23 protein-coding genes are annotated in these 23287 nt (G+C 42.4%); 3 read left to right on the plus strand and 20 right to left on the minus strand.

All coding sequences use genetic code 11. The features are described from left to right. Nucleotides 1-2 precede the first annotated feature (2 nt). From ACSSWA_RS05955 to sucC, 12 genes are all read right to left on the minus strand, one after another. Nucleotides 3-1502 (minus strand): MBOAT family O-acyltransferase, encoded by a 1500-nt coding sequence (locus ACSSWA_RS05955; RefSeq protein WP_437355642.1) that lies wholly within the window; start codon nucleotides 1500-1502, stop codon nucleotides 3-5. A gap of 5 nt (nucleotides 1503-1507) precedes the next feature. Beyond that, nucleotides 1508-1741 carry an acyl carrier protein gene (locus tag ACSSWA_RS05960; RefSeq protein ID WP_014855512.1) on the minus strand — a complete coding sequence of 78 codons (234 nt, stop codon included), beginning with the start codon at nucleotides 1739-1741 and terminating at the stop codon, nucleotides 1508-1510. A gap of 1 nt (nucleotide 1742) precedes the next feature. Then, a complete protein-coding gene (locus ACSSWA_RS05965) occupies nucleotides 1743-3470 on the minus strand; it encodes an AMP-binding protein (RefSeq protein WP_437355643.1) in 1728 nt (575 codons plus the stop codon). Nucleotides 3471-3472: 2 nt separating this feature from the next. Further along, entirely contained in the window at nucleotides 3473-4861 is a 1389-nt protein-coding gene (locus ACSSWA_RS05970; RefSeq protein ID WP_437355644.1) for a hypothetical protein, read from the minus strand. A gap of 10 nt (nucleotides 4862-4871) precedes the next feature. Continuing rightward, nucleotides 4872-5573, minus strand: coding sequence for a GDSL-type esterase/lipase family protein (locus ACSSWA_RS05975; RefSeq protein ID WP_437355645.1), 702 nt, complete (start codon nucleotides 5571-5573; stop codon nucleotides 4872-4874). A gap of 9 nt (nucleotides 5574-5582) precedes the next feature. Then, on the minus strand, nucleotides 5583-7172 hold the full coding sequence (locus ACSSWA_RS05980; RefSeq protein ID WP_437355646.1) for a hypothetical protein: 1590 nt from the start codon (nucleotides 7170-7172) through the stop codon (nucleotides 5583-5585). A 119-nt stretch (nucleotides 7173-7291) separates the two neighbouring features. Beyond that, complete coding sequence (locus ACSSWA_RS05985; RefSeq protein WP_437355647.1) at nucleotides 7292-7678, minus strand: YbaN family protein; 387 nt, start codon at nucleotides 7676-7678, stop codon at nucleotides 7292-7294. A gap of 259 nt (nucleotides 7679-7937) precedes the next feature. Next, nucleotides 7938-8801, minus strand: coding sequence for a glucose-1-phosphate thymidylyltransferase RfbA (gene rfbA, locus ACSSWA_RS05990; protein WP_437355648.1), 864 nt, complete (start codon nucleotides 8799-8801; stop codon nucleotides 7938-7940). Between the two features lie 18 nt (nucleotides 8802-8819). Next, nucleotides 8820-9839 (minus strand): cytochrome d ubiquinol oxidase subunit II, encoded by a 1020-nt coding sequence (gene cydB / locus ACSSWA_RS05995; protein ID WP_437355649.1) that lies wholly within the window; start codon nucleotides 9837-9839, stop codon nucleotides 8820-8822. Next, nucleotides 9836-11170: a cytochrome ubiquinol oxidase subunit I gene (locus ACSSWA_RS06000; RefSeq protein ID WP_437355650.1), complete on the minus strand. Its 1335-nt coding sequence runs from the start codon at nucleotides 11168-11170 to the stop codon at nucleotides 9836-9838. The genes cydB and ACSSWA_RS06000 overlap by 4 nt, the downstream gene beginning before the upstream one ends. A 57-nt stretch (nucleotides 11171-11227) precedes the next feature. Beyond that, a complete protein-coding gene (locus tag ACSSWA_RS06005) occupies nucleotides 11228-11599 on the minus strand; it encodes a hypothetical protein (protein ID WP_437355651.1) in 372 nt (123 codons plus the stop codon). Between the two features lie 6 nt (nucleotides 11600-11605). Next, nucleotides 11606-12817 (minus strand): ADP-forming succinate--CoA ligase subunit beta, encoded by a 1212-nt coding sequence (sucC, locus tag ACSSWA_RS06010; protein ID WP_437355652.1) that lies wholly within the window; start codon nucleotides 12815-12817, stop codon nucleotides 11606-11608. Nucleotides 12818-12938: 121 nt separating this feature from the next. On the opposite strand from sucC, the gene ACSSWA_RS06015 reads away from it, so the two are divergent. Next, entirely contained in the window at nucleotides 12939-13211 is a 273-nt protein-coding gene (locus ACSSWA_RS06015; RefSeq protein ID WP_437355653.1) for a hypothetical protein, read from the plus strand. A 3-nt stretch (nucleotides 13212-13214) separates the two neighbouring features. Here ACSSWA_RS06015 and ACSSWA_RS06020 read toward each other — a convergent pair whose 3' ends face one another. From ACSSWA_RS06020 to ACSSWA_RS06030, 3 genes are read right to left on the minus strand one after another with little or no spacing between them, the layout of a single operon-like run. Next, a complete protein-coding gene (locus tag ACSSWA_RS06020; RefSeq protein ID WP_437355654.1) occupies nucleotides 13215-14303 on the minus strand; it encodes an HD domain-containing phosphohydrolase in 1089 nt (362 codons plus the stop codon). Next, the gene (locus tag ACSSWA_RS06025) at nucleotides 14278-15456 is read right to left on the minus strand and encodes an HDOD domain-containing protein (protein WP_437355655.1); all 1179 of its coding nucleotides are present in this window, start codon (nucleotides 15454-15456) and stop codon (nucleotides 14278-14280) included. The genes ACSSWA_RS06020 and ACSSWA_RS06025 overlap by 26 nt, the downstream gene beginning before the upstream one ends. Further along, complete coding sequence (locus tag ACSSWA_RS06030) at nucleotides 15457-16896, minus strand: ATP-binding protein (RefSeq protein ID WP_437355656.1); 1440 nt, start codon at nucleotides 16894-16896, stop codon at nucleotides 15457-15459. It abuts the gene before it with no gap. Between the two features lie 128 nt (nucleotides 16897-17024). Here ACSSWA_RS06030 and ACSSWA_RS06035 point away from each other — a divergent pair, with 128 nt between their 5' ends. Continuing rightward, entirely contained in the window at nucleotides 17025-17630 is a 606-nt protein-coding gene (locus ACSSWA_RS06035) for a YceI family protein (protein ID WP_437355657.1), read from the plus strand. Here the strand turns inward: ACSSWA_RS06035 and ACSSWA_RS06040 are convergent, their stop codons facing one another. Genes ACSSWA_RS06040 through ACSSWA_RS06060 form a run of 5 tightly spaced genes read right to left on the minus strand, consistent with a single transcriptional unit; the run spans nucleotide 17631 to nucleotide 22716 of the window. Then, on the minus strand, nucleotides 17631-18287 hold the full coding sequence (locus tag ACSSWA_RS06040) for a LolA family protein (RefSeq protein ID WP_437355658.1): 657 nt from the start codon (nucleotides 18285-18287) through the stop codon (nucleotides 17631-17633). It lies immediately after the preceding gene. Between the two features lie 9 nt (nucleotides 18288-18296). After that, complete coding sequence (locus ACSSWA_RS06045) at nucleotides 18297-19133, minus strand: ABC transporter permease (protein ID WP_437355659.1); 837 nt, start codon at nucleotides 19131-19133, stop codon at nucleotides 18297-18299. Then, nucleotides 19126-20046: an ABC transporter ATP-binding protein gene (locus ACSSWA_RS06050; protein ID WP_437355660.1), complete on the minus strand. Its 921-nt coding sequence runs from the start codon at nucleotides 20044-20046 to the stop codon at nucleotides 19126-19128. The genes ACSSWA_RS06045 and ACSSWA_RS06050 overlap by 8 nt, the downstream gene beginning before the upstream one ends. Nucleotide 20047: 1 nt before the next feature. Beyond that, nucleotides 20048-21841, minus strand: a complete 1794-nt coding sequence (locus ACSSWA_RS06055) for an MFS transporter (protein WP_437355661.1) — start codon at nucleotides 21839-21841, stop codon at nucleotides 20048-20050. Beyond that, a complete protein-coding gene (locus ACSSWA_RS06060; RefSeq protein WP_437355662.1) occupies nucleotides 21838-22716 on the minus strand; it encodes an N-acetylglucosamine kinase in 879 nt (292 codons plus the stop codon). The genes ACSSWA_RS06055 and ACSSWA_RS06060 overlap by 4 nt, the downstream gene beginning before the upstream one ends. A 149-nt stretch (nucleotides 22717-22865) precedes the next feature. On the opposite strand from ACSSWA_RS06060, the gene ACSSWA_RS06065 reads away from it, so the two are divergent. After that, on the plus strand, nucleotides 22866-23282 hold the full coding sequence (locus ACSSWA_RS06065) for a lipocalin family protein (protein ID WP_437355663.1): 417 nt from the start codon (nucleotides 22866-22868) through the stop codon (nucleotides 23280-23282). The last annotated feature ends 5 nt before the right edge of the window (nucleotides 23283-23287 follow it).

A 23287-nucleotide genomic window follows, 5' to 3' on the forward strand; every position in this document is an offset into this window, starting at 1 on the left:
TTCTAAAATTGGAAATAGATGAACGGCTGAATATCGGCGGATTTAAATTGAGCCGCCAGCCAGATTGCAGCGGTCAACAGTAATATTTTTCCCGCCAAAGGAAGCTTCGATACAAGATTTACACTGTAATCGTAAAGTTTCGAAGGCAGAAAGTGAAATAAAAATCCCAACGCCATTAATCCCGTAATCAGAGGCATCTTTTCAACAAACTGGATAAAAACTTCCGCGTGGAAAAATTCGTTTATCTGCGAAAGCATATCGAAAACCGTCTGCATATCGTAACTCCTGAATACCGCGAACGTCAGCGCGATCAGGTGAAATGTTATTAACGTCTGGAAGAAGCGCAAAAACTTTGTATTCTCGATGCGCAGCGCTTTGAACAAACTCGCTCTCGGCTTTTGTATAAGAAGCGAGAACGACATCATGAATCCGTGAAGAGCGCCCCAGTAGATAAAATTCCATCCTGCGCCGTGCCACAGCCCGCACAACAAAAAGGTGACAAAGATTCCGATCATATTGCCGAAAACTCTTAGGTTACGGTATTTCATCTGCAGCGGACGGAATAGATAGTCGAGCAGCCATCGCGATAAAGAAATATGCCAGCGTCGCCAGAAATCCGCTATGCTTGTAGCTTTGAACGGATAGTTGAAGTTCTCAGTTAAACGGAAGCCCATCAGTAACGCCACACCGATCGCCATATCGGAATAACCGGAAAAGTCGCAGTAGATTTGTAAAGTGTAGCCGTAGATGGCGAGTAAATTTTCCACGCCTGTGTAACGGAGCGGAAAATCAAATATGCGGTCTACGAAATTCAAACTGATGTAGTCCGCGATTACCACTTTTTTAATTAGACCAGTCGATATCAGCAGAACAGCCAGTCCGAGTTCTTTTTTAGTAATGAACGGCTCTTTATTTATCTGAGGCAGAAAATCCGCCGCCCTGTCGATAGGACCCGCAAGCAAATTCGGGAAGAAGAAAAGATAGAGCGCAAAATCTCTGAAACTGTCGGTCGGTTTTAATGTGTCGTAATAAATATCGAACACATAAGTAAGAGCTTTGAAAGTGTAAAACGAGATGCCGATCGGCAGGAAAATGTCGAGCGGCTCTATATTCCCTTCGCCGATACCGTTAATAATATCGATTACGAAATTAGTGTACTTGAAGTAGCTCAAAAGACCCAGATTGACAATCAACGAAATAATAAGAATCAATCTCTTGTAAGAAAAATTTTCCGTTGCAGCAATCCATTTTCCGAAATAAAAATTAACCGCCGCCGACACAATTAATATCGACGCATAATATCCGGCGGATTTATAATAAAAATAAATCGAGAAGAAGATTATAAGCCCGATTCTGAACGAATTATTTTTAATGAACGCGGTGTACAAAATCATGAATAACGTAAAGAGCGCCAGGAAAAGCGCGGTACTGAAAACGAGCGGATCGCCCGGTTGATATTTTAAGAGTTCAATAAGTTTATTGAAATCGATAAACGACGTCATAACGATTATTTGTTTAATTTGGAATCGAGAAGTTTTTGCAGATCGCCCACGCATTTGAGGCGCAGCAATTCATAGCTTTTGAATTTCACTTTGAAATGTTCTTCAATAGCAAGTATGATATTAATATGGTTGAGCGAATCCCAGCCCGGGACTTCGGGCGCCGTGGTTTCGTCCTTAATGTCGAAGTCGTCCAGATTTAGCTGTTTCAGTATAACCTGTTTTAATTCGGGTGAAATCATTTTATCTGCTCCATACTTGTGGGTCTTTATTGCCAATTAATCTTTCTTTATTCGTTCTTCTGCTCGGTTTGCCGGAAGAACTTTTAATGAGCCATCTCGGCGGAACCAGATAAACTTTATGAATGCCTATGTCGATGCTCATTCCCGCTTTCAGTATTGCAAGGCGGAGATTGTTTTTTTCTTCTTCCGTTTCGGCTTTTGTTTCGGCTACCACGCTAATAAATTCGGTACCCAATTGCGGGTCTTCTTCTCCGAATGCAATCACTCTTCCCGGTATTACACCTTCCACCTGATTGACCGCGTCTTCGATGTCTTCGGGATAGATATTTTTTCCGGCGACGATTATAATATCTTTTTTCCTGCCGATAATAAAAAACTCGTCTTCGTATTTGAAACCGTAATCTCCCGTAAAATACCATCCGTTTTCTACGACCTCTGCGGTTTTTTCTGGATAATTGCGGTAACCGTCGAACATCGATACGGATTTAACCGCCACTTCTCCGACTATGCCGTCGGGAACGTCCTGTCGGTTGTCGTCCACGATTCGAGCGTCGCAGCCTTCGATCAACCTGCCCGACGAGACGCATATTCTGACTGATGAATTTTCGTCCGCCAATTTAACCCTGCCCTTTGCAAGTTCGTCTCTGTCGGCTCTAACTTCTTTTATCGGCTTTCCCAAATCGGTTACAGTTACAGCAAGAGTTGTCTCCGCCATGGCGTACATTCCTGCTAATGCCAGCGGGTCGAGATTATATTTTTTGTATCGCTCGATAAACTTAACGTGACTTTCGTGGCGTATCGGTTCGGCGCAGTTAACCACTGCCCGTAAGCTCGAAAGGTCGATTCCTTCAAGCTCTTCCTCGTCGATTTTTTCAGCAAGAACGTTGTAAGCGAAATTCGGCATATACGTCATTGTCGCTTTTTCTTTAGTAGCCGCTTCGAGCTGCAACACGGGGGCAAGCACCCATTCGAACGGATCGATTTGAATTGTTGTAATACCGTATGCCAGCGGAATATGAAATGCGGCGATGAGACCGAGATCATGATAAAGAGGCAGCCAGCTTACCACTTTATCATTCCGGTTCATACCGAGCCGCTCGCCCAGATATTTAACGTGATAAAGGAGAGCTTTGTGCGACAGAACGACGGGTTTTTGCAATCCCGTGGTGCCTGACGAATGCTGCAGAAAAGCTTCTTCTTCGAATTTGATTTCGGAAGCGGATTTTTCGATTTCTTCGTTCAATCCGGATTCGAACTCTTCTTCCGGATTCCAGTCCAGCGGAAAGAAGATGTTTTTAATTGTGCTTCCCTCCCTGTCTATCAAAGGTCTGATCAACGGATCGAGTTCCTTTTCCGTCAAAACGTAATCGAGCCCGGACCGCTGCGACATTCCCTCCAATCCCTGCCGGAATTTGTCCGGATGGAGTCTCGGATTAGGATAGGCAAGAATAGCGGGCAGCGCACCCAATCGTATAATCGAAAAATAAAGAGGATAAAGAAATTTATTGTGGCGGATAATGATTGCGCAAACTTCCCCTTTTTTGATTCCTCGTTTTTTCAGAACTACGGAAAATTTTTCCGCCGTTTCGATTAAATTTTTATAAGTCCACCTGTATGGTTCTTCTCCGGCGATCCAATGAACCACCGCTTCTTTATCGGGATACCGTTCCGCATTAAGCTTCCACCTTTTCCAGAGAGTATCGGCTTCTTCTATATTGAATTTTTCCATTGCTATTTCCTCTTATTGTATTCGTCGAGGAGAGATTCCACGAAGAGTTCGGCGATTCTTTCCGCGCCTTGATTATTGAAGTGAATATAATCGCGGGAAGCCAGCGGAGGATTTGCCGTTACCCAATTGTGCATCGAATTTTCGCCGCCCATTGCGTCGAACAAGCTCCACAATGCCACGCCGTTGTCTTGCGCGATCTTTTTCTGAGCGTCGAGCAATTTAAACACAGCCGGATCGGTTTCGAATTTCGAACCGCGTTTGCGCGCTTTGTCGTGCACGCTTATCATTACAATACTTGTTTCCGGAAATGCATCTTTCAGATTCTTAATTACTTTTCCCATTTCCCTCACGTACCAGCCGTAGTCTGTCATTCGCGATCCCAAAATGTTCAATCCGAACTCGAGAATAATGAGTTTATAATTAAGGTACTTCGAAAATTCTTTGAGCGTCGAAGGATCGATCTGAGCGATATCGACGCCGGAATTACCTCTGAGCGGAAAATTGTCGACGTAGATTCCAGGAGCGCCTTCCAGACTTACTCCGTAAAAATGAGCCTGCTCTTTTTGAGGGAATTCAATTCGCACCGACTTGACTGTTTTCCCTGCATCGAGGACCAATTCCTGAATTCCGTTCCCGGGATTAAGACGCGCTGACTTTTTTGAAGAATTATCGAACGAGTAATAGATATCGGAACTTTTAGCGTCCGAATAAAAGATTCTTACTTTCGAAAAGCCTTTAAGCGATCTTCTCAACCGGCTTACTTCGTACTCAACCCAGGCGTTTCCCTGAGGAATAAAGACTTCGCCGCTGATTCCGAGTTTTAACGATTTGGGATTGTTGGTATAGACCGACGCGGTTTCCCAGTTATCGGAGAATGTATGTTTTGTAGTGGTACGGAAAGCCACATCCTGCGAAACAATTCCGAGCCATCCGACAGCGTCGCCGCCGAATTTCTTTTGAAGCAGTTCTCTTATATCGGCGGTTATCAGGTCGCCTTCAATCACCGAATCGCCGTAATGGGCAATCCGGAAAGGTTTCGTCCTGGCGTTCGAAAGAGCTTCAAAAAAATATTTAAGTTGTTCCGTGTTTCCGTAAAAGCCCGTCTTTTGACCCTGGTAAGCATAGTTTGCGTTGTCTTTTTCGGCGGTAAAAAATTCGAGAGGCTTTAAAAAATCGAATCCCGCAAATAACGCTTGCGGCTCGATTGCTACGCGGTTATTGCGCGAAAATTCTTCGTCCGCAGCGTCGGGTTTAACGTCCATAAAGAAATCCACATTGCGAAAAGTAAAACCCGCTATTGTATATTCATAATGTAAAAATGAAAGCAGATAAAGAAGAAACAACGAGCCGATAAGAATAACAACCGGTTGTCTTATGTAATTCTTTTCCATAATGCACCCTTCATAATTTATGCTTTGATAAAATTTTTTCGATTTCCGCAGCCCAGATTTTATATCCTTCGGCGTTATAATGCAATCCGTCCCACGTGTATTTTTCATTGATGAAACCGTCGGCGTTTGCCATAAGTTCATTCAAGTCGATATAGTCGATATTGTTTCGCAGGGCGTAGTTCTTAAGCATTTTATTGAGTTTGTCTATTTCGCGATTTCTGCCCGCGTTAACTTCCGGCGTGCCGCCCCAATCTTTTGCGTAATTCCTTGCCGCATATGTTACCGACGTAATAACGGGAATAATATTTTTCGATTGTAGTCTGGAAATAATTTTCAGATAATTAAAATAGATTTCGTCGACTGGCGTCCAGTTGTAGACGTCGTTAATTCCGCCCATAATGAATACGATTTTAGGTTTAAGACGGATAATATCGTCGAGCCTTTCCAGGAAGCCGGGAAGGAGGTCCGAGGGAATGCCTCTTCCGACAGCGTTGCATCTGCCGAGAAGTTCGCTCCAATCGACTCCCGCGGTAAGAGAATTTCCAAGAAATACGATGTCCGCCTGTTTGGTTTTGTAGATATCGAAAAGAGAATTCATTCTTTCGTAGTTCGGATTTTTTTTGAATTGAGGCGTCGAATCCGATTGCCCGAATACGGGGGCTGTCGAAGAGAGCGCGAGCGTTAATATTACAGGAAAGAATATTTTTTTCAAATTCACCCTTTAATCCGAAGTGTTGTCCAATTGTTTTTCGAATTCGGAAATCCTGGCTTTCAAACTTTTTTCCAGCGCGATTAATTCCGAAATTCTCGCCGTGTATTCCTCCTTTTTCAATTCTATTTCCGAAGCCTCCTGCTTCAGTTTATTGTAATCATTCTTCAATTGTTCGTATCTGTTTTCGATTTCGCTTAATTTAGTCCTGGCGTCGTTTAATTCCTGAGATAATCTGTACTTTGTTTCGTCGAGCGAAGAATATTCCTGGCTCGACTGTTTGAGCAGATTCTTTATTTCTTTTTCCACCGATTTCTTTTGTTCTTCGAGAACCAGAGTTTCCGATTTAAGAGATTCGATTCTGCTTTTAATTTCCGAATATTCCGTCTTGATTGCATTGAGTCTGTTATTCAATTCGTATTCTTCATTTCTCAGGGCGCGGTTCGATTCTTCCAGAATTTGTTTTTCTTTTTCGAGGACTTTAACCGTCCCGTCAAATTCCGCAATAGTCGATTTTTTTTCGAGCAGCAATTTTTCCTTTGCAGAAATTTCCTTTTCCTTGTCGAGTATTTCCTGCTTCAGGGAATTAAGTTCTTCGTTGAATTTCGACAGCGTTTGCGTTACTTTATTTTCAACGTTGAGAGCGTGTTCTTCGAGCTCGAATTTTTTCTTTTCGTACTCTTCCAGCGATTTCTTTTGTTTGCCTATCACTTCAAAGAGGGCTTCGTTTTCCTTTTTGAGTTGAAGAATTCCTTCCTGGAGTTGTCTTTTTACATTCTCGAGTTTATTGATTTCGTTTATAAGATTTTGTTTATCGCTTTCACGCGAAGATATTTCTTCTTTGATTTCGACAAGCTTCTTATTTTCCGACTCGATATTCAGGTTCAATTCGCCGAGTATATTTTTATTCTTTCTTATTTCCTCTACTATTTCGTCCCTGTTGAATAAAAATTCGGAGTAGACCTGTTCCTTTTCCTGCAGTTGATTTAGAATTACATTCAGCGATTTCTCGAGATTCGTCTTAATTTCTTCGCTCAAAGAAATTTGTTCTTCAAGTTTGGCAAGTTGTTTTTTCTTCCGTATTTCTTCTTCCTTCAATTCTTCAATTCTTTTTTCAACGGCTGCATAAGATTCTTTGAGTTCCGCCGGAACGTCTTCGCCGTTCATATTTTCGGAAATTCTGTTTTGCAGTTCCACGAATTCGGATTCGAGTTTCAAGTACGCTTCGTTCAACTCGCGGTATTTTCCGTTGAGCTCTTCGAGTTCTTCTTCTTTTTTCTTCAAGAGTTGGGCGGACTCGTCCGTAAGCGGCTGAACCGATTCGGAGACTTCCTGTTCGTAAACTATTCTTTTTTCTTCGAGTTCGGCAATCTCGGACTTTAATTTTTCGAGCGATTTATTCTTCGATTCGAGTTCGTTATTCAGGGTTTCAACCAGGGCGGAGAGTTCTTCGTTGCGTTTGGAAAGCTCATCGTACTCTTTTTCGGCTTCCGCAATTTTTCTTTCGATGTCGTTTAAGCTGGAATGCCTTTGAACAAATGCATGAAGAGTATTTTTCAGTTCGTCGTTTTCCTCGCGCAGCCGGTGCAGTTCATCCTTCATCCCCCGGGAAAATAGCCCCATAGGATTTGTCTCCTTGATTGGTATGATGTATAAATCTTGCGATAAAAATAATAAACTTTGAGAAAATTTACCTTATTTAAATGACGATGCGCTCAAAATTAATCGCTTTCGGCAATATCGACGGTCTTCAGCGAGATCAGATAAGCTACTACTCCGACGGCAATAATCGCCAGCAGAACCCGCAACAGTACGCCGGAAGTAAAAAAGACAGCCGAGCTTCCGATTGTCAGTATTACCATTGTAATTGCAATAATTTTCGATTTGCGCGGAATGCCTCTGTGCTCCATATAACTCTTTACTATCTTTCCGAATCTCGGATGATTGATCAGCCAATTATAAAATTTATCGGAGCTGCGCGCAAAAGACGCAGCGGCAAGTATAAAAAAAACCGTAGTCGGCATCAGCGGCAAAAAAATCCCGATTATTCCGAGTCCTACAAATATCCATCCGAATACTATTAAAATTTTTTTGTAAAGGCTTTTCATGTTAATGTATGTTGAATATGAATAAAATTTATTGGGTAAATATAATAAAATAGGGGTTAGGGGTTAGGGATTAGTTGTTAGGGGTTAGGGGTTAGGGGTTTGGAAGTTTTGGGGTTTTGGAGTTTGGAGGTTAGGGAGTTGGGGAGTTTTGGGGTTTGGGAGTTCGGAGGTTTTGGGGTTAATAGTTTTATTGCCGGTAGTCTGCGCGGCATGCTGAAAAGCATTTTAAATCTTTTTGAAATACGACACTATGTTTAATTTATTCTTCCAGAGCACGTTCCAGATATTCCCGGTACAAACATTTCGGAATGCTTTCGATTAAATTTTGAAACTGCTTTTTGTCGATAAATTTTTTCTGGTATGCTATTTCTTCGATGCACGCAACTTTTAATCCCTGTCTGTCTTCAATGACTCCGAAGAATTGAGAGGCTTTAAGAAGCGCTTCCGGCGTTCCGGTATCGAGCCATGCGACGCCTCTTCCGATTCTTTCGACCCGCAATTCGCCCCGCTCCAAATATGTTTTGTTCACATCCGTAATTTCCAGTTCACCCCGCGCCGAAGGTTTAAGGTTCTTGGATATCTCGATTACTTTATTATCATAAACATATAATCCCGGCACTGCAAAGTCGGATTTAGGTAGTTTCGGTTTTTCTTCGATGCTTATAGCCATCCCGTTTTCATCAAACTCAACGATACCGTAACGCTGCGGGTCTTTAACCTGATAGGCAAAAATCGTGGCGCCGTCGTTGTTTTCTTTAACGGCTTTATAAAAGAAGTCGAGCTTGCCGTAAAAAATATTATCTCCGAGTATGAGCGATACCGAATCTTCGCCGATAAATTTTTCGCCGATAATAAAAGCTTCGGCAATGCCGTTGGGCGCGTCCTGAACGGCGTATTCAATCGACAGTCCCAGATGGGAGCCGTCGCCGAAAAGTTTTTGATAGAGCGGAATTGTTTCGTTGTTCGAAATAATTAATATTTCCCTTATACCGCCGAGCATTAATACGGATAAAGGATAATAAATAAGAGGCTTATCGTAAATAAGCGTTAATTGTTTGCTGTAGATTTTCGAAACGGGATACATTCGGGTTCCGGAGCCTCCCGCCAGTATTATTCCTTTCAATTCCGCTCCTGTTTTTTATTAATAACTATCTTCCGTAAGTTCAACTTTCCCCTTGAAAATTCGATAGACATAAACGGTGTATGCAATAACAAGGGGCATTCCGATTAACGCAATAATCAACATTGTTTTTAACGTATATTGGGAAGAAGACGCGTTATAAGCAGTAAGACTGTAATTCAAATCAATTGAAGAGGGAGTCAGATAAGGGAAAAGACTTACTGCGCTCAATCCGATTACCGAAACAACAATTAAAGACGAGATTAAAAACGACCGGAAATATTTCCCGCTTTTCAACTGAACCGGCAGCAGCGCAATCGAACCGAGGAGGATCAAAAACAAAATCCAGAATAACGGGTTCGACGTAATGCCGTCGAACAAATATTTTGCATAAAAGAAAGTTGCGATTGTTGTAATCACATAAAGCGAAATAAAAACAATCCACGCGCCGTTAGCCCATTTAATCATTCTTTCCAGTTGCGTACCGTCGGTTTTTGTCGTCATATAAACCGCGCCGTGCATAACGAACAACGCAACGCCCGTTAAGCCGACAAGGAGAGCGTAAGGATTCAAAAGCCCGATAAACGAACCGTGAAAAGTTCCGTTGCTATCGATCGGAATGCCTTTGAGTATATTTCCGTACGCCACGCACAGCAACAGCGAAATAAACAAACTTCCGTATCCGAAAGCGGAATCCCAAATGTTTTTATACGATTTGCTTTCGACTTTTCCGCGGAATTCAAACGAAACCGCCCTCATAATCAAAGCCGTCAAAAGGAGCATTAATGCAATATAGAAAGAGCTGAAAACCGTAGCGTAAACCATCGGGAAAGCGGCAAAGAGAGCGCCCCCGGCCGTTATTAACCAGACTTCGTTGCCGTCCCAAACGGGACCGATTGCATTTATGTTAATTCTTTTTTCTTTTTCGTCTTTTGTAAAGAGATGTATTATACCCACTCCTAAGTCAAAACCGTCGAGCGCCGCATATCCAATAATCAAAACGGCAATAAGTATAAACCAAATCAAATTCAGATCGATCATACTGTCACCTCCTTGTTTTCAAGCGGCTCGGGTCCGTGTTTTACTTCTTTAAATAACACATAAAGGAATAGCGAACCGAGCAAGAGATAAATAACGCCGAACAAAATGATCGAAAAGAGAATTTCGCCCGCGCTTACGGTAATCGAAGCGGCTTCCGATGTTCTCAACAGCTTATAAACAATCCACGGTTGTCTTCCCACTTCCGCCGTAATCCATCCGAGCTGGCAGGCAATTACGGGAAGCGGAACCGACCAGACGAAAATTTTCAATACCTTCTTTTTATCCCACAGCTTTTTCTTCCAATATAAATACGTTGCCAGCGAAGTAATAAAAATAAAATAGACTCCGAGCAAAACCATATTATGATAAGAAACAAAAGTGAGAAAGAGCGGGGGAATTTCGTCTCGCGGGAACTGATCTATCCCCTTCAATTCCGCGTTAATGTCTCCGAAGACAAGCCAGCTTAATAGTCCCGGAATTTCAATCGGAGCTTTGAGTTCGGGGGGATTATCAACCGGTATGGCAAAAACGGCTATCGGAGCTCCGCTTTGAGTTGTATAAAGTCCCTGAGTGGCGGCAAACTTTTCCGGTTGAGTCAACGCCACTTGTTTGCTGTGTTCGTGACCGAACGGGAATACTTCGAGCGCAGAGACAATCAATCCGAATATCAAAGCGACTTTGAACGCTCTTTTTGAGGTTTCGACTTCTTTGCCTTTCAGAATAAGGTATGCCGAAATTCCGAGAACGAGAAACGCGCCGCTAATCAAAGATGCGTCAATAGTATGGAAAAAACGAGGCAATGTTGAAGGATTGAATACCGCAGCCCAGAAATCGGTCAATTCGGCTCTGCCGTTTCGAATCACATAACCGGCGGGCGTCTGCTGCCATGAATTGGCAACGAGTATCCAGAAAGCCGATATTGTCGCTCCGAGCGCCACCATAAAAATCGAGAACCAATGTATGCCCTTCGACACTTTATTGCGTCCGAACAAATAAAGTCCAAGAAATGTCGATTCGATAAAAAAGGCAAAAATTCCTTCGGCGGCTAACGGCGCTCCGAACACGTCGCCCACGAATTTCGAATATTCCGCCCAGTTAGTTCCGAACTGGAATTCCATCACGATTCCCGTAGCGACGCCCATTGCAAAAATGAGCCCAAGTATTTTCCCGAAGAACTTACCGATTTTAACGTAGACCTCGTCTTTCCTTTTCCAGCCGAGAGCTTCGAATATTACAAGCAGCCATGCCAGTCCGATACTCAACGGCGGAAAAATGAAATGGAATCCGATCGTTAATGCGAATTGTATTCTTGCCAGCAATACAGCGTCCATTAATAAACTCCTTCTATTTTCCCTCGAACGTCATAAATTATTCGGATAAAATAAACGTCAGTTGTTTTTGAATCCGTCGTCTTTAAGATTTGCCGTAAAATAATTATAAATATAATTGATGATTTTATCCGCCTGTTTTTTGTTGTAGAGCAGGAATTCTTCTTTTCTGAAGACTTTATAGAGCGATTTAACCGTTTCGGTAATAATCAGAGACAGATTCGATTTTTGCGTAATTATATCGACGGGAAGCAGAAATATCGTATCGAATATCGCCGCTTCCACAATTTTAATCTGGTGTTTGTAACTTAAGTCCTCGAAGCGGGCAAACTTGCTTATGTCGTTCGACTTATGCCGCATTTTCATTTCAACTTTGATTCTGTCGAGCAACAGAGCCAGCGCCGCTTCGATTGTAATTTTTAATTCGATCATTTTAAATCAACCAATTACTGCCGTAACTTTTTCTGCAGCTTCTTTCAACGAAGAAGCGACTTCGAAATTAAGTCCGGATTTTTTCAGCATATCCTGCGCGATGTCGGCATTAGTGCCTTCGAGGCGAACAACCACCGGAATAGTAACGTTCACTTCTTTAACGGCGTCGATAACGCCTTGAGCCACGCGGTCGCATCGCACGATACCGCCGAAAATGTTTATTAAAACAGCTTTTACATTGGGATCGGAAAGAATAATCTTAAAGCCGTTGGCAACGGTTTCTTTATTTGCGCCGCCGCCGACGTCGAGGAAATTAGCCGGTTCGCCGCCTGCAAGTTTTATAATATCCATAGTTGCCATTGCAAGACCGGCGCCGTTTACCATGCAGCCTACGTTGCCGTCGAGTTTTATATAATTGAGATTATATTTGGAAGCTTCGATTTCGAGCGGGTCTTCCTCGTCGAGGTCTCTGTATGCCGCTATTTCAGGATGGCGATACAATGCATTGTCGTCGAAATTCATCTTGGCATCCAGGGCGATAATTCTATCGTCGTTTGTAATTACCAATGGATTTATTTCGAGCAGCGAAGCGTCGGTTTCTTCGTATGCGTTGTAAAGTTTCATAATGAACGGAATAAAATTCTTGAACGCCGTTCCTTTCAAGCCGAGACCGAACGCCAACTGCCGCGCCTGAAAAGGCTGGAATCCGATTGCGGGATCGATCCAAACTTTCAATATTTTTTCCGGTGTTTCTTCGGCTACTTTTTCAATTTCCACTCCGCCTTCGGTTGAAGCCATAATAACGTTTTTTGAAACAGCGCGGTCGAGCAAAATACCCACGTACAATTCTTTTTTGTAATCGAGTCCCTCGGTTATATAAAGCGTTTTAACCTTTTTGCCTTCCGGACCTGTTTGATGCGTTACGAGAATATTCCCGAGCATTTTTTCTGCATATTCTCTTACCTTGTTTTCGTCTTTTGTAAACTTAACTCCGCCTTCGAGTACAAGTTCCGCCCTATTGTCGGCATTGTAAATTTTGCCTTTTCCTCTTCCTCCGGCATGAATTTGAGATTTTACCACAAACTGATTAATTCCGGCGGCTTTCAAACTTGACAAAGCGTTGTCGAGTTCCGACAAATCTTTTATTGCATAGCCGTCCTGAACCGGCACGCCGTATTTTTTCAGTGTTTCTTTCGCCTGGAATTCGTGTATTTTCATAAATCTTCTCCGTTTTAATCGGCAATTATTATTCTTTCACCGAAAAATTAAGTCATTTAAATAAGAGATTCAATGAATTTCCATTATGCGAAATTTGTTTAATGGTAAAAAGAGGAAAAAAATGAACAATAAGCAGAAGTATCTGATAGTCATTTCCTTTTCGTTAATATTAATTACTTTCGCGATATGGCTTTACTACGGAGGCGAAATTTTTACCAAAACTCAGATACTCGTAGAAACCAAAGACGATTTATTCGGCTGGACGGAGAGCAAATGGGTCGATAAATTCGTGTGGGGACTGGATTTGAGCCTGGCAATGAGCGGGCTGATAATTATATCGTCGGCATTTCTCTACTTCTTTTTCGGGAAGAAAAACAACCGGGGCTCGTCTTAAAAATCATTCCGCGTCGAATATTTTTATCGGTTCGATTATTTTGTTAAACCTGGCGTAATTCTTAAGTTTAATTAACGACACCTGCGATATTTCACACCCTTTTCCAATCAACACCTTATTGTAGGAATCGCGTATATCGTCTGCCAGTACCATTCCGATCTCAAGATCGTTTAATTTTATGTCCTTAATTACAAGTCCGTCGTATATTCCCACAACTTCGGCGTACAGAGCCGCAAGAATATCTTCGTTGTAGCCGCCGTTTTTTTTCATTAATTCGAGCGCGTCGGCAGGTTCGCGCCCTTCGTTGACCAGAGCGTCGTAATCACTAACGGCGGAAAGAATTTGAGATGCTGTAGTATTGCCGCCGCCCGATATAATTTCCGCGACTTTCTCAAGGCGGGGAATATTTTTGAGTAAATTGCCGCTGACTTCAATATATGATTTGTAAAGCTCTTCTTCCTGTTGAGAAAGAGATTCGCCGTTATATTTTTTTGCCACTATTTCGTCGGGTATCGCAACAAGTCCGATTTGCATCAGGATGGCAGCCATTTCGATTTCCCACATTTCCTCGCTTTTAAGAACGGAGGCTACATTATGGGCTATATCCCGGAGTTTGTTTGCTCTTTTAAAAACCTGCGGGTTCAGATGGGAAAGTATGTCGATTAAGATATTTATACTGCCTTTAAGTGTTTTTTCAAGCAGTTCTTTTTCGGAATTAATTAATTCATATTGACGAGCTCCCGCTTTGATAGCGTTCAGCAACTGTTCCGAATTGCAGGGTTTGGTCAGAAAGCGAAATACGCTTCCTTCATTTACCGCATCAACGGCAACCTTAAGTTCCGCATAGCCCGTCAGAATAATTCGCGCGGTGTCGGGATGTATTTCCGCAAGTTTTTTCAAAAACGTAATGCCGTCCATTCCGGGCATTTTAAAGTCGGAGACTACGACGGCAAACGGCTCCGAATTTTCAATAAGCCTGAGAGCGGCGCCGGCATTTTCGGCTGTATAAATATCGAAATCCTGTCTCAGATTTCTTTTATAGCCCGCCAGCGCGATTGCGTCGTCGTCAACCAGTAAGACCCGCGTTCTCATCGATTCCTCTGCCGTTTTTTAGACTTTCGATCAATTCCCATACGAGCTCGTTTGAGTTCATTGCGTCGAGGACATAAGGATCTTCGTATTTAAGATCCGCAAGCGAATTGGCAAGCTGCACGGCTCCGTGAACGCTCATGTTGGCGCTCTCGATTACGGGCGCCGTATGATGAAGCAGAACGCCGTCTACGATTTCCTTTGGCAATCCCCAGAGACTCAGAAGATAAGCCCCCAATTCGCAATGAGTCGCTCCAAGCAATTCTTTCGATTCCGTTTCTTCCATCGGGTAGTTTTTTTCTTTTCCCATCCGGAGCAAAAGCGAGAGTTGAATAATTTTACCGATGTCGTGCAAAATGCCCGCAATATATGCCCGTTCGCTTTTAAGCCTGTCTTTAGTAAAAAATTCCATTATCTGTTTAGACAGCGATGCCACCATAATGCTGTGATTCCAGAGCTCTTCGATATAATTTTTAATTCTCTCGTTTTTATTTACAAAATTGAACACGTTTATATATAACACGAGCGATTTAATGATATTGATTCCCAGCATGGTAACCGCCTGGTGCAGATTTGTAATTTGAGCGGCGGCGCCGAAATACGCCGAGTTTGAAAGCTGAAGTATTTTTGCCGTCAGAGCCATGTCTTTTGATATGATATTCACAATCCTGTGAATCGAAATATCTTCGGAATTCAACTCTTTTTCGAGCTTGTAATAAATTTCCGGCAGGGCGGGAACTACATCGCCGCTATTGATAAGCTCAATCGTATCTTTTTTAACGACCAATTCTCTCAGTATCATTACAGGCTCTATCTTTTCGCGCAGCAAATTCCAGTTGCACGGTTTGGCAAAATATTGATGAACGGTATTGCTCGATTGAATTGCAAGCTCTTCTTCGTTAAAGCCGGACAACGCAAAACGTACGATATGCGGATAATTTTTCTTTACGATTTTTAGCAATTCGCCGCCGTCCATACCCGGCATTTTTATATCGCTTATAATAATGTCGCAACGCTCGGATTTTAGCATTTCCAGCGCTTCTTTTCCGCTCTGAGCAAACGAAGCTTTCCACTTGAACTGAGTCGCGTAAAGCGAGCGTTTAAGACCGTTCAGCACGTTTATTTCGTCGTCGACGAAAATTATTCTCGGTTCCATTTAAAATGCTCCCTCCGAATTTGGTAATCTGATTATGAACTTGGTTCCTTCTTTATATTTGGAGTTAATCAAAATTCTGCCTTTGTGTTTGTTTACTATTATATCGTGACAAATTGCCAGCCCCTGTCCTGTTCCCTTGCCCACTTCTTTGGTAGTATAAAACGGGTCGAAAACCCTGTGCAAATTTTCTTCTTTTATACCGATGCCGTTATCCCAGATTACAATTTCTACGTCTTTATCTCTGTTTTCCGTTTTGATTCTGATTGTTCCTTTTTCGTAAAGACCGGCTTTTATTTTTTCGTCGATTGCGTCGACGCTGTTGAGAATCATATTCAAAATTACCTGATTAATCTGATCGAGACTGCAGTATACGTTCGGCAATTTCGGGTCGAGTTCCAGTTCGAGATCGGCGACGTATTTCCATTTATTTCTGGTAATGTTCGCAGTAACTTCGATGCCGTGATTCAAATCGTAATACGATTTCTCTTTTGTGCCCGGATGCGCAAAGTCTTTCATCGACAGCACTATTCTGCTGACTCTCTGGATGCCGATGTGAGTTTGTTCCAAAGCGTTTGGCACTTCATCTTTAAGATATTCGAGGTCGTATTCTTTTTCTTTTTCTTCTATCGATTTTTTAACTTCGTCCGGCGGATTGAGTTTGTCTAACGCGTTTTTAAGTGTCTCAATAAATTCCATGATATAATAAAACGCGTGATCGAGAAAATTTACGTTGTCGCTTACGTATTGAAGGGGAGTATTTATTTCGTGAGCGATACCCGCGGCAAGCTGACCTATCGATTCCATTTTTTGAGAAACCGCCAGCTGATTTTCGATTGCCACGAGCTCGGTTTTGTCTTTAAAGATAAACACAATTCCTTGAATCGCTTCGTGTTCTTTAATTTCCGAGGAAGTAACCTGGAGTATTTTCCGTTTATTGTCTTTTGCGTTAATAATCATCTGTTCGTTTTTTACAGGGGTAAAATCGTCAAGATCGGACACGTCAAAATACTTAGCTTTTCGGCTGTCGCTGTCTTCCAGCATCGACTCGAATAGCTTGACCAGCTGGTAATTTTTTATGTCTTCTTCTTCAATTCCGAGAATGCTTTCCGCCGCTTTGTTTACAAGTATTACGTTCCCTTCCAGATCGAGAGCTATTACCCCGTCTTCAATCGATTCGAGCGTTACCCGGAAGTACTCTTTTTCAGCGTCGATGGCGGCATTCATAATTTCCAACCGGCTGTTAAGATTCATAAGTTCAGCGGTTTTTTCCCGGACGGTATCTTCTAATTTCCTGTTTAATTCATTAATCGTTTTTACTCTCAATGCGTAAGCTACGCCCAGCACGCCAGCCACGATTAGCAATATCAACAAAAAAACGTTGATATCGCTTTCGAAAAACAACAGTCTTGCAATAATATTTAGCGCTATTGCATAATCCATAATCGTTTAAAATTCCGACAGAGTTATCCGTTGTTATTATCGAAAAAAAAGAGCTTTTCTTTAAACGCCGGATGTGAACTGAGTCAACGTTAACCTTGTTTTATTTAGACACAATACGAGGCATTCAAATGAAAATCTTGTTTGCGGTATTATTTTTTCTTCCGGGATTAATTTCAGCTCAGGAAAAAACTACGTTTAACTTCAGGGAAGAAACAGGCAAAAATCAAATTATTTTCCACAGCGCCGCTCCGTTAGAAGATATCACAGGCACAGGCGGCGGAATTTCCGGCAGCGCGGAATTAAATCCGCACAATTTGAAAGAAGGCATTAAAGCCAGAATTGTTCTGCGTGTAAATTCAATAAAAACGGGAATTAATCTGCGGGACAAACATTTGCAAAGCGCCAACTGGCTCGATTCGGAAAAATATCCTTTTATCACATACGAAGTAACCGGCGTGGAAAAAATTCTTTCGAGCGAAGGCAATAAAACAAAATGCTTGTTAAAAGGCTCGCTGACCATGCACGGTATAACCAAAGAAATTCCCGTAACTGTCGATATAACGTATTTGCAGGAAAGCGAAGAAACCCGAAAAATTGCGGAAGGCGATTTGTTAGGCGTCAGCGGCGCTTTCGGCATTAAGCTTTCGGAATTCGGAGTCGAGAATCAGCTGATCGGCAATAAAGTCGCCGAAAATATCGATATTAAATTCAATCTTGCTGGCAGCTCCAAATGATCATTTGAAAAATTCGTCTTTTAACCCGCGATTGATTTTATAGTCGGAATAAGTAAGCGTTACGACGCCTTTGAGAGATTGACGAAAACGTTTTTCTTCCTCCTGTTTCGATTTGGCTTCGCCGCTCTGATTAAAACTAACGACCACTTTAGAGGGCAGCGAATAAGCAGTGTCTTTATAATAAAACCTGCTTGTAACGTTAACGCCCCGTTTTGTCACAGTCTCGAGTTTTCTTACAAGATTATTCTCGGTATCGACCCATACGGTAGATAGAATATAATCCGCCGTATCGCTAAGAGGAATGATTTTAATAACGTCCAGATTAATCTTTTCGTCTTCCTCGTCTTTTTCGTTTTTCACATAAACGGCGCTGTATTCGCTTTTGAGAAATTTGAGAGGATTAAGATTCACTCCGTCTTTGGGAACCATCGCAAATCCTTCCGAAGTAATCTTAAGTTTGTCGGGCTGTTTGAAGAATACCTTCAGCTTCATGTCGGGCATTTTTACCATTTGCAGGTCGGTGGAAATTGTGAGATCGACTTCGTAATCCTCGACTTGTTCGAATTTATTGATCACTTTATTTAATATTTCTTCGGCGTTTTTATTTTGAGCAAAAAGATTAACTACAAGGCAAAGAACAAGAACTGCGATTCTCATTGTACCTCCTCAGGTTAGAATATCTTTTTTAATAAAAATTCCCGCAGCCGTCATAAAAAACAAAAGCGTATAGCCTGACAGAAAGAGAGCTGATTTAGTGATTTCGGCATAATCGATTTCGTCCGAAAAGAAGCGGCTCCACTGCGGCATATGCGTCGTAAAGAAATACGGCTGAATCGTATTGAAGAAATCGATCGGAATAGCCGACAAAATCAACAGTATAATAATCAGCGCCATCGAACCGATAATCGGGCCGATTGCATTTTCGACAAAAGAAGAAAACAGAAACGAAAGCGAAAATACCGTTGTCATACTCAGAATCGAATAGAGATAAGCGTATAAAAATCGCCACAACACATCGTCTGCGGCAAATATTATTAATTTATCGCGGAATGTAATCAACTCGCCCGAACCGAATATCAGTAAGCTTATTCCCAGACTAAGAAATGCAAGCCACGCGATTAAACTGACGACGTAGATTATTCCCGCTATAAACTTCGCCGTAATAATCTCGATACGCGAGACCGGTCTAACCAGCAGCATTCTGTAAGTGCCGGCGGTTGCTTCGCCGGCGAGAATATCGCCGCCTACCAATACGATCAGAAACGGGATGTGTATGAACAACGAATTAAGAACCAGGTTGGCAATGAAATATCCGTTAAGAAGATTTCCCACCATCATGAATGTTTCCTGAAAACCTCTCGTAACCATATTAATATAATCGTTGCCGGTGAAATAAAGAGCCGTCTGAATTATCGGCACAAGCAGTCCTATCGCGATGAATCCGATATATGTTCTCCATTTGCCGAAAATTTTTACAAGTTCTATCCTTATCAGATTAATCATTGTTTGCCCCCTCCGTAATTTTTAGGAAATACTCTTCGAGGGAACGGACGGGAACAATCGAATAAACTTCAATACCGTTCTCGACCAATTTTTTATTTAATTCCGAAATTTCCTTCTGCGTCAACGAGAGCGTTATTTTATTGGAGCCGGGTTGAAATTCTCCGCTTGCGGCGACTTCTTTTATTATATCGGAGGCTTTTAACGGATCGGAGACTTCGAAAGAAACATTCATTCTGTCGGAGCGGAGAAGTTCGGACACGTTGCCTTCGACTATTTTTTTGCCTTTGTTTATAATTATCATTCTGTTTGCAATCATTTCAACTTCGTGCAGAATGTGCGACGAAAGAAAAATAGTTTTCCCTTTGCTGCGACAGAGATAGAGAATCAGCTCGCGGATTTCTTTCATTCCCTGCGGGTCCAAACCCGTCGTCGGCTCGTCAAGAATAATCAATTCGGGGTCGTGCAGAAGAGCCTGAGCGAGCCCCAATCTTTGCTTCATGCCGTGGGAAAATGTTTTCACTTTGCTGTTGTGTCTCGAAGCAAGTCCCACCAGCTCAAGCATTTCCATAATTTTATTTTTGGAAACGTCGGCGCCGCTGAGTCGTCCCAGGATTTCAAGATTTTTATACGCCGTCAAATAGAGATAGAAGTCGGGCTTTTCGACTATGGCTCCTATTCTTCTCATTATATTTTTTCGGTCGCGCTTAATCGAGAGACCGAAAATTTCGATTGAGCCCGACGTAGGCTTTATGAGCGACAATAACATTCTTATCGTCGTGCTTTTGCCCGCGCCGTTTGGTCCCAGGAAACCGAATATGTCTCCTTTATAAACTTTCAGGTCGAGATTATCGACCGCCGTCAGCGACCCGAATTTTTTGGTAAGTCCGTCAATTTCAATTATAGTATCGTTCAATTTATTTCCTGTCTTTTTTACCGAATGCCGGATTAATCGGAATAAATTTAGCCGCGACAAAAGCGGGAATTGTGGCTATGCAAACCCATACAAAGAAAAGTTGATAGCCCACCGCTTCCTGTATAATACCGCTGAACATACCCGGAATCATCATGCCGAGCGCCATGAATCCGGTAGTAATTGCATAATGCGATGCTTTGTATTGTCCTTCGGATACATAAATCATATACATCATATATGCCGTGAATCCGAAGCCGTAACCAAACTGTTCGATAATCACGCATAGATAGACGATCCAAATTTGATCCGGTTGCGCGTAAGCCAGATAAACATACGCAATGTTCGGAATATTCATTGCGACGAGCATTGTAAACAGCAGCTTTTTCAAACCGCGCTTTGAAATCAAAATGCCGCCGATAATTCCTCCAATTACAAGCGCCGCCACGCCTGCCGTTCCGTAAATCAAACCGACGTCCGAAGTCGAAAGACCGAGTCCCCCCGCGCTTTTGGGATCGAGGAAAAAAGGACCGACCATTTTGACAAGCTGCGCTTCGCCCAATCGGTAGAGAAGCAAGAAAGCGATTATCCAGATTATCTTTCTCTTTTCGAAAAATCTGAAAAACGTTCTGAAAAACTCGCTTGTTATTTTCTGGAATCCCGAAACCAAAACCGGTTTGTCGGTCTTCGGTTCTGGCAGTATATAATTGTGATAGACAAAAAATACCAAAAACAATACGGCAAGAATTCCGAAAGTAATAACCCATGCCAGGGGAACCCTTTCAGGCTCGAGTTTAAATACGGCTTCGGTTTTTTCGTCAACGTAAGACTCGAGCTGGATAAGCGCAAACGCCGGTTTGTTCCAGTTGGATGAATTAAAGACCAATCTCCCGCCGGCAATCACATTGAAATTTTTGTCGCCTTCATGATAATTAAGATTAACCGTAAATTCTTCATCGTCGCCTGGTTTATTCGAAAGCATGAACTTAACAATGCCGATGTTTCCCGCAGGCTCCATACTGCCGGAAGTATCCGGAACGATTATATCGGTTTCGGAAAAACCGTTTATGATATTCATCTTCCGAACGAAATTAACGTAAAAATCGACGGTTTGTTTAGTTTGAGGTTTTGTGCTTATTTCGAGAGTTTCAGGTTTGGCAATAATTCTAAGCCTTCCTTCCGTCGGTTTTACGGAAGACGAATCGATTGTAAGAGTATTCTCGAAAAATTTTTCCGGCGATGAAATTACTCTGATCTCAGCCGGCGAAACCGTAAGCGTACTTTCGAGATGCCCCGCAAGTATAACCAAAACGCCCTGTCCGAATATAATGGCAAACCTGTAAAACGTGCTTCTAATTCCCACAAAGAAACTCTGTTCGCCTTCGTCGAGCGCGTGCATGTAAAACCCGTCCGCCGCTATGTCGTGTGTTGCGGAGCTGAATGCAATAAGCCAGAAGAAAAGCAGCGTAAATCTGAAAAAATCGGGAGCCGGGATTGTCAAAGCCACTCCAGACATGCCCGCGCCTATTATCAATTGCATGGCAATTATCCAGAATCGCTTGGTTCGAATTAAGTCGACTAAAGGACTCCAGAACGGTTTGATTACCCACGGCAAATAGAGCCAGCTTGTATAAAGCGCAATATCGGCATTCGAAATTCCCAGGCGTTTATACATTATTACCGAAAGCGTAATTACGATAACATAGGGCAATCCTTCGGCAAAATAGAGGGTCGGAACCCAAGCCCATCCGCCAGCTTTGTTTTTCTTTTCTTTATGCAAAGATTTTTTTACAATCATTGAGTTTCCTTGAAGAGTTTCAGAGCAAGTAAAGCCGCGCCGTATTCCGGAGTATGGCGCGGTTTCATGAACAACAAACGATCCGCTTTTTTTATTTTACTCTTTATCAGCTGCGTATAAAACGAATCATTCGACAATCCTCCCGTAAAGACGACCGGAAGTTTGCAGCCGGGATATTTTTTCAACGCGACATTAATTAACGTTGCAACTTCGCTTGCTTCTTCATTTAAGATTCGCATGCATAATTTACTTCCCTTTCGAGCGCGTTCGATAAAGCGCCCGGCGTAACGCGCAATATTCTCGCCGTTTACAAATTCAATTAATTTATCTCTTTGCAAAACGTCCAATTCTTCCGCCAATTCATAAAGAGCGTCGTCTTTCAATCTGCCGTCGATAATTTTTGACACGGCGTTGAATCCTTTTCTGGCAATCGAAAACGCTCCTCCCTCGTCTCCGATTACTTTCCCGAAGCCGCCAGTTTTAATAAATTCTCCGCCCGTATTCAAAAAGACAACCGAACCCGTTCCAATAATTACCAGAGCTCCTTCTTTGCCTGCGAAAGCTCCGTAATGCGCGGTTTCTATATCGCCTTTTATTTCTATCTGAAAATCGAATCCGGTTTTAATTCTTTTTTTTAATTTTAATGCCGCGTTTAAATTAGAGCAGCCGGCAATTCCCAGAACAGCTCCCGATAATTTATATTTTTCGTTAATCTCATCGATAAATTCGGAAAGCAGCTCAGCCGATTTGGAGAAGCCGACCGAATAGGGATTCGAAGCGCCCGTTTCGAAACGCGCGCGGATTCTTTTTTTTTCGTCTATGCAAACGGCTCTGGTTTTTGTACCGCCCCCGTCCGCTCCCAAAAAATACTTCATAAGCCGTAAATTTTATTGTTGGTAAAATAAAAAAAAGAAATCATATGCCCTTTATTATTTTGTTGAAACGGAACAATAATCTCATTACTTTGCGCATGTGCATTTAGAGGAACCCCATTTTTCAAATAAATTTTTCAGGAGAAAAAAAAATGAAGAACTTATTAAAGTCGTTATTGGTATTGTCGTTATTAACGTTTATTGCATGCAGCGAGGATTCGAATCCGACTTCCTCGGAACCGACTTTAACGGGCACGTGGAAATTAACCGCGATTACAATTCATACCGACTCCGGAGATTTGAATCTCCTGCCGGAAGCTATCGGATATTCTATGACTGTAGTTCTAAATGAAGACGGCACTTACCAGGCGACTTATACAGATGCCGACGGACAATACACCGAAACAGGAACCTGGACGGAATCCGACGGAAAACTTACAATTACGGTGGACGGACTTCCCGAGACAGTTGAGTATACATTGTCCGGCAACAAACTTACATTCAGCACAACAATGGATATCGAAGGATTCGGAACGCAGAACGTGACATTGGAGTTCACAAAACAATAAGGAGG

Source organism: Melioribacter sp. Ez-97, assembly GCF_051488665.1.
Lineage (GTDB): Bacteria > Bacteroidota > Ignavibacteria > Ignavibacteriales > Melioribacteraceae > Melioribacter.

Excerpts from the sequence above, each read along its gene's own strand:
- ACSSWA_RS05955 (WP_437355642.1), bottom strand. The coding sequence starts at position 1,502 with ATGACGTCGTTTATCGATTTCAATAAACTTATTGAACTCTTAAAATAT.
- ACSSWA_RS06040 (WP_437355658.1), bottom strand. The coding sequence starts at position 18,287 with ATGAGAATCGCAGTTCTTGTTCTTTGCCTTGTAGTTAATCTTTTTGCT.
- ACSSWA_RS06065 (WP_437355663.1), top strand. The coding sequence starts at position 22,866 with ATGAAGAACTTATTAAAGTCGTTATTGGTATTGTCGTTATTAACGTTT.
- ACSSWA_RS06025 (WP_437355655.1), bottom strand. The coding sequence starts at position 15,456 with ATGGAACCGAGAATAATTTTCGTCGACGACGAAATAAACGTGCTGAAC.
- cydB (WP_437355649.1), bottom strand. The coding sequence starts at position 9,839 with ATGATCGATCTGAATTTGATTTGGTTTATACTTATTGCCGTTTTGATT.
- ACSSWA_RS05965 (WP_437355643.1), bottom strand. The coding sequence starts at position 3,470 with ATGGAAAAATTCAATATAGAAGAAGCCGATACTCTCTGGAAAAGGTGG.
- sucC (WP_437355652.1), bottom strand. The coding sequence starts at position 12,817 with ATGAAAATACACGAATTCCAGGCGAAAGAAACACTGAAAAAATACGGC.
- ACSSWA_RS06015 (WP_437355653.1), top strand. The coding sequence starts at position 12,939 with ATGAACAATAAGCAGAAGTATCTGATAGTCATTTCCTTTTCGTTAATA.
- ACSSWA_RS05985 (WP_437355647.1), bottom strand. The coding sequence starts at position 7,678 with ATGAAAAGCCTTTACAAAAAAATTTTAATAGTATTCGGATGGATATTT.
- ACSSWA_RS06045 (WP_437355659.1), bottom strand. The coding sequence starts at position 19,133 with ATGATTAATCTGATAAGGATAGAACTTGTAAAAATTTTCGGCAAATGG.
- ACSSWA_RS05970 (WP_437355644.1), bottom strand. The coding sequence starts at position 4,861 with ATGGAAAAGAATTACATAAGACAACCGGTTGTTATTCTTATCGGCTCG.
- ACSSWA_RS06000 (WP_437355650.1), bottom strand. The coding sequence starts at position 11,170 with ATGGACGCTGTATTGCTGGCAAGAATACAATTCGCATTAACGATCGGA.
- ACSSWA_RS06055 (WP_437355661.1), bottom strand. The coding sequence starts at position 21,841 with ATGATTGTAAAAAAATCTTTGCATAAAGAAAAGAAAAACAAAGCTGGC.
- ACSSWA_RS06060 (WP_437355662.1), bottom strand. The coding sequence starts at position 22,716 with ATGAAGTATTTTTTGGGAGCGGACGGGGGCGGTACAAAAACCAGAGCC.
- ACSSWA_RS06020 (WP_437355654.1), bottom strand. The coding sequence starts at position 14,303 with ATGAGAACGCGGGTCTTACTGGTTGACGACGACGCAATCGCGCTGGCG.
- ACSSWA_RS05960 (WP_014855512.1), bottom strand. The coding sequence starts at position 1,741 with ATGATTTCACCCGAATTAAAACAGGTTATACTGAAACAGCTAAATCTG.
- ACSSWA_RS06005 (WP_437355651.1), bottom strand. The coding sequence starts at position 11,599 with ATGATCGAATTAAAAATTACAATCGAAGCGGCGCTGGCTCTGTTGCTC.
- ACSSWA_RS06030 (WP_437355656.1), bottom strand. The coding sequence starts at position 16,896 with ATGGATTATGCAATAGCGCTAAATATTATTGCAAGACTGTTGTTTTTC.
- ACSSWA_RS06035 (WP_437355657.1), top strand. The coding sequence starts at position 17,025 with ATGAAAATCTTGTTTGCGGTATTATTTTTTCTTCCGGGATTAATTTCA.
- ACSSWA_RS05980 (WP_437355646.1), bottom strand. The coding sequence starts at position 7,172 with ATGAAGGATGAACTGCACCGGCTGCGCGAGGAAAACGACGAACTGAAA.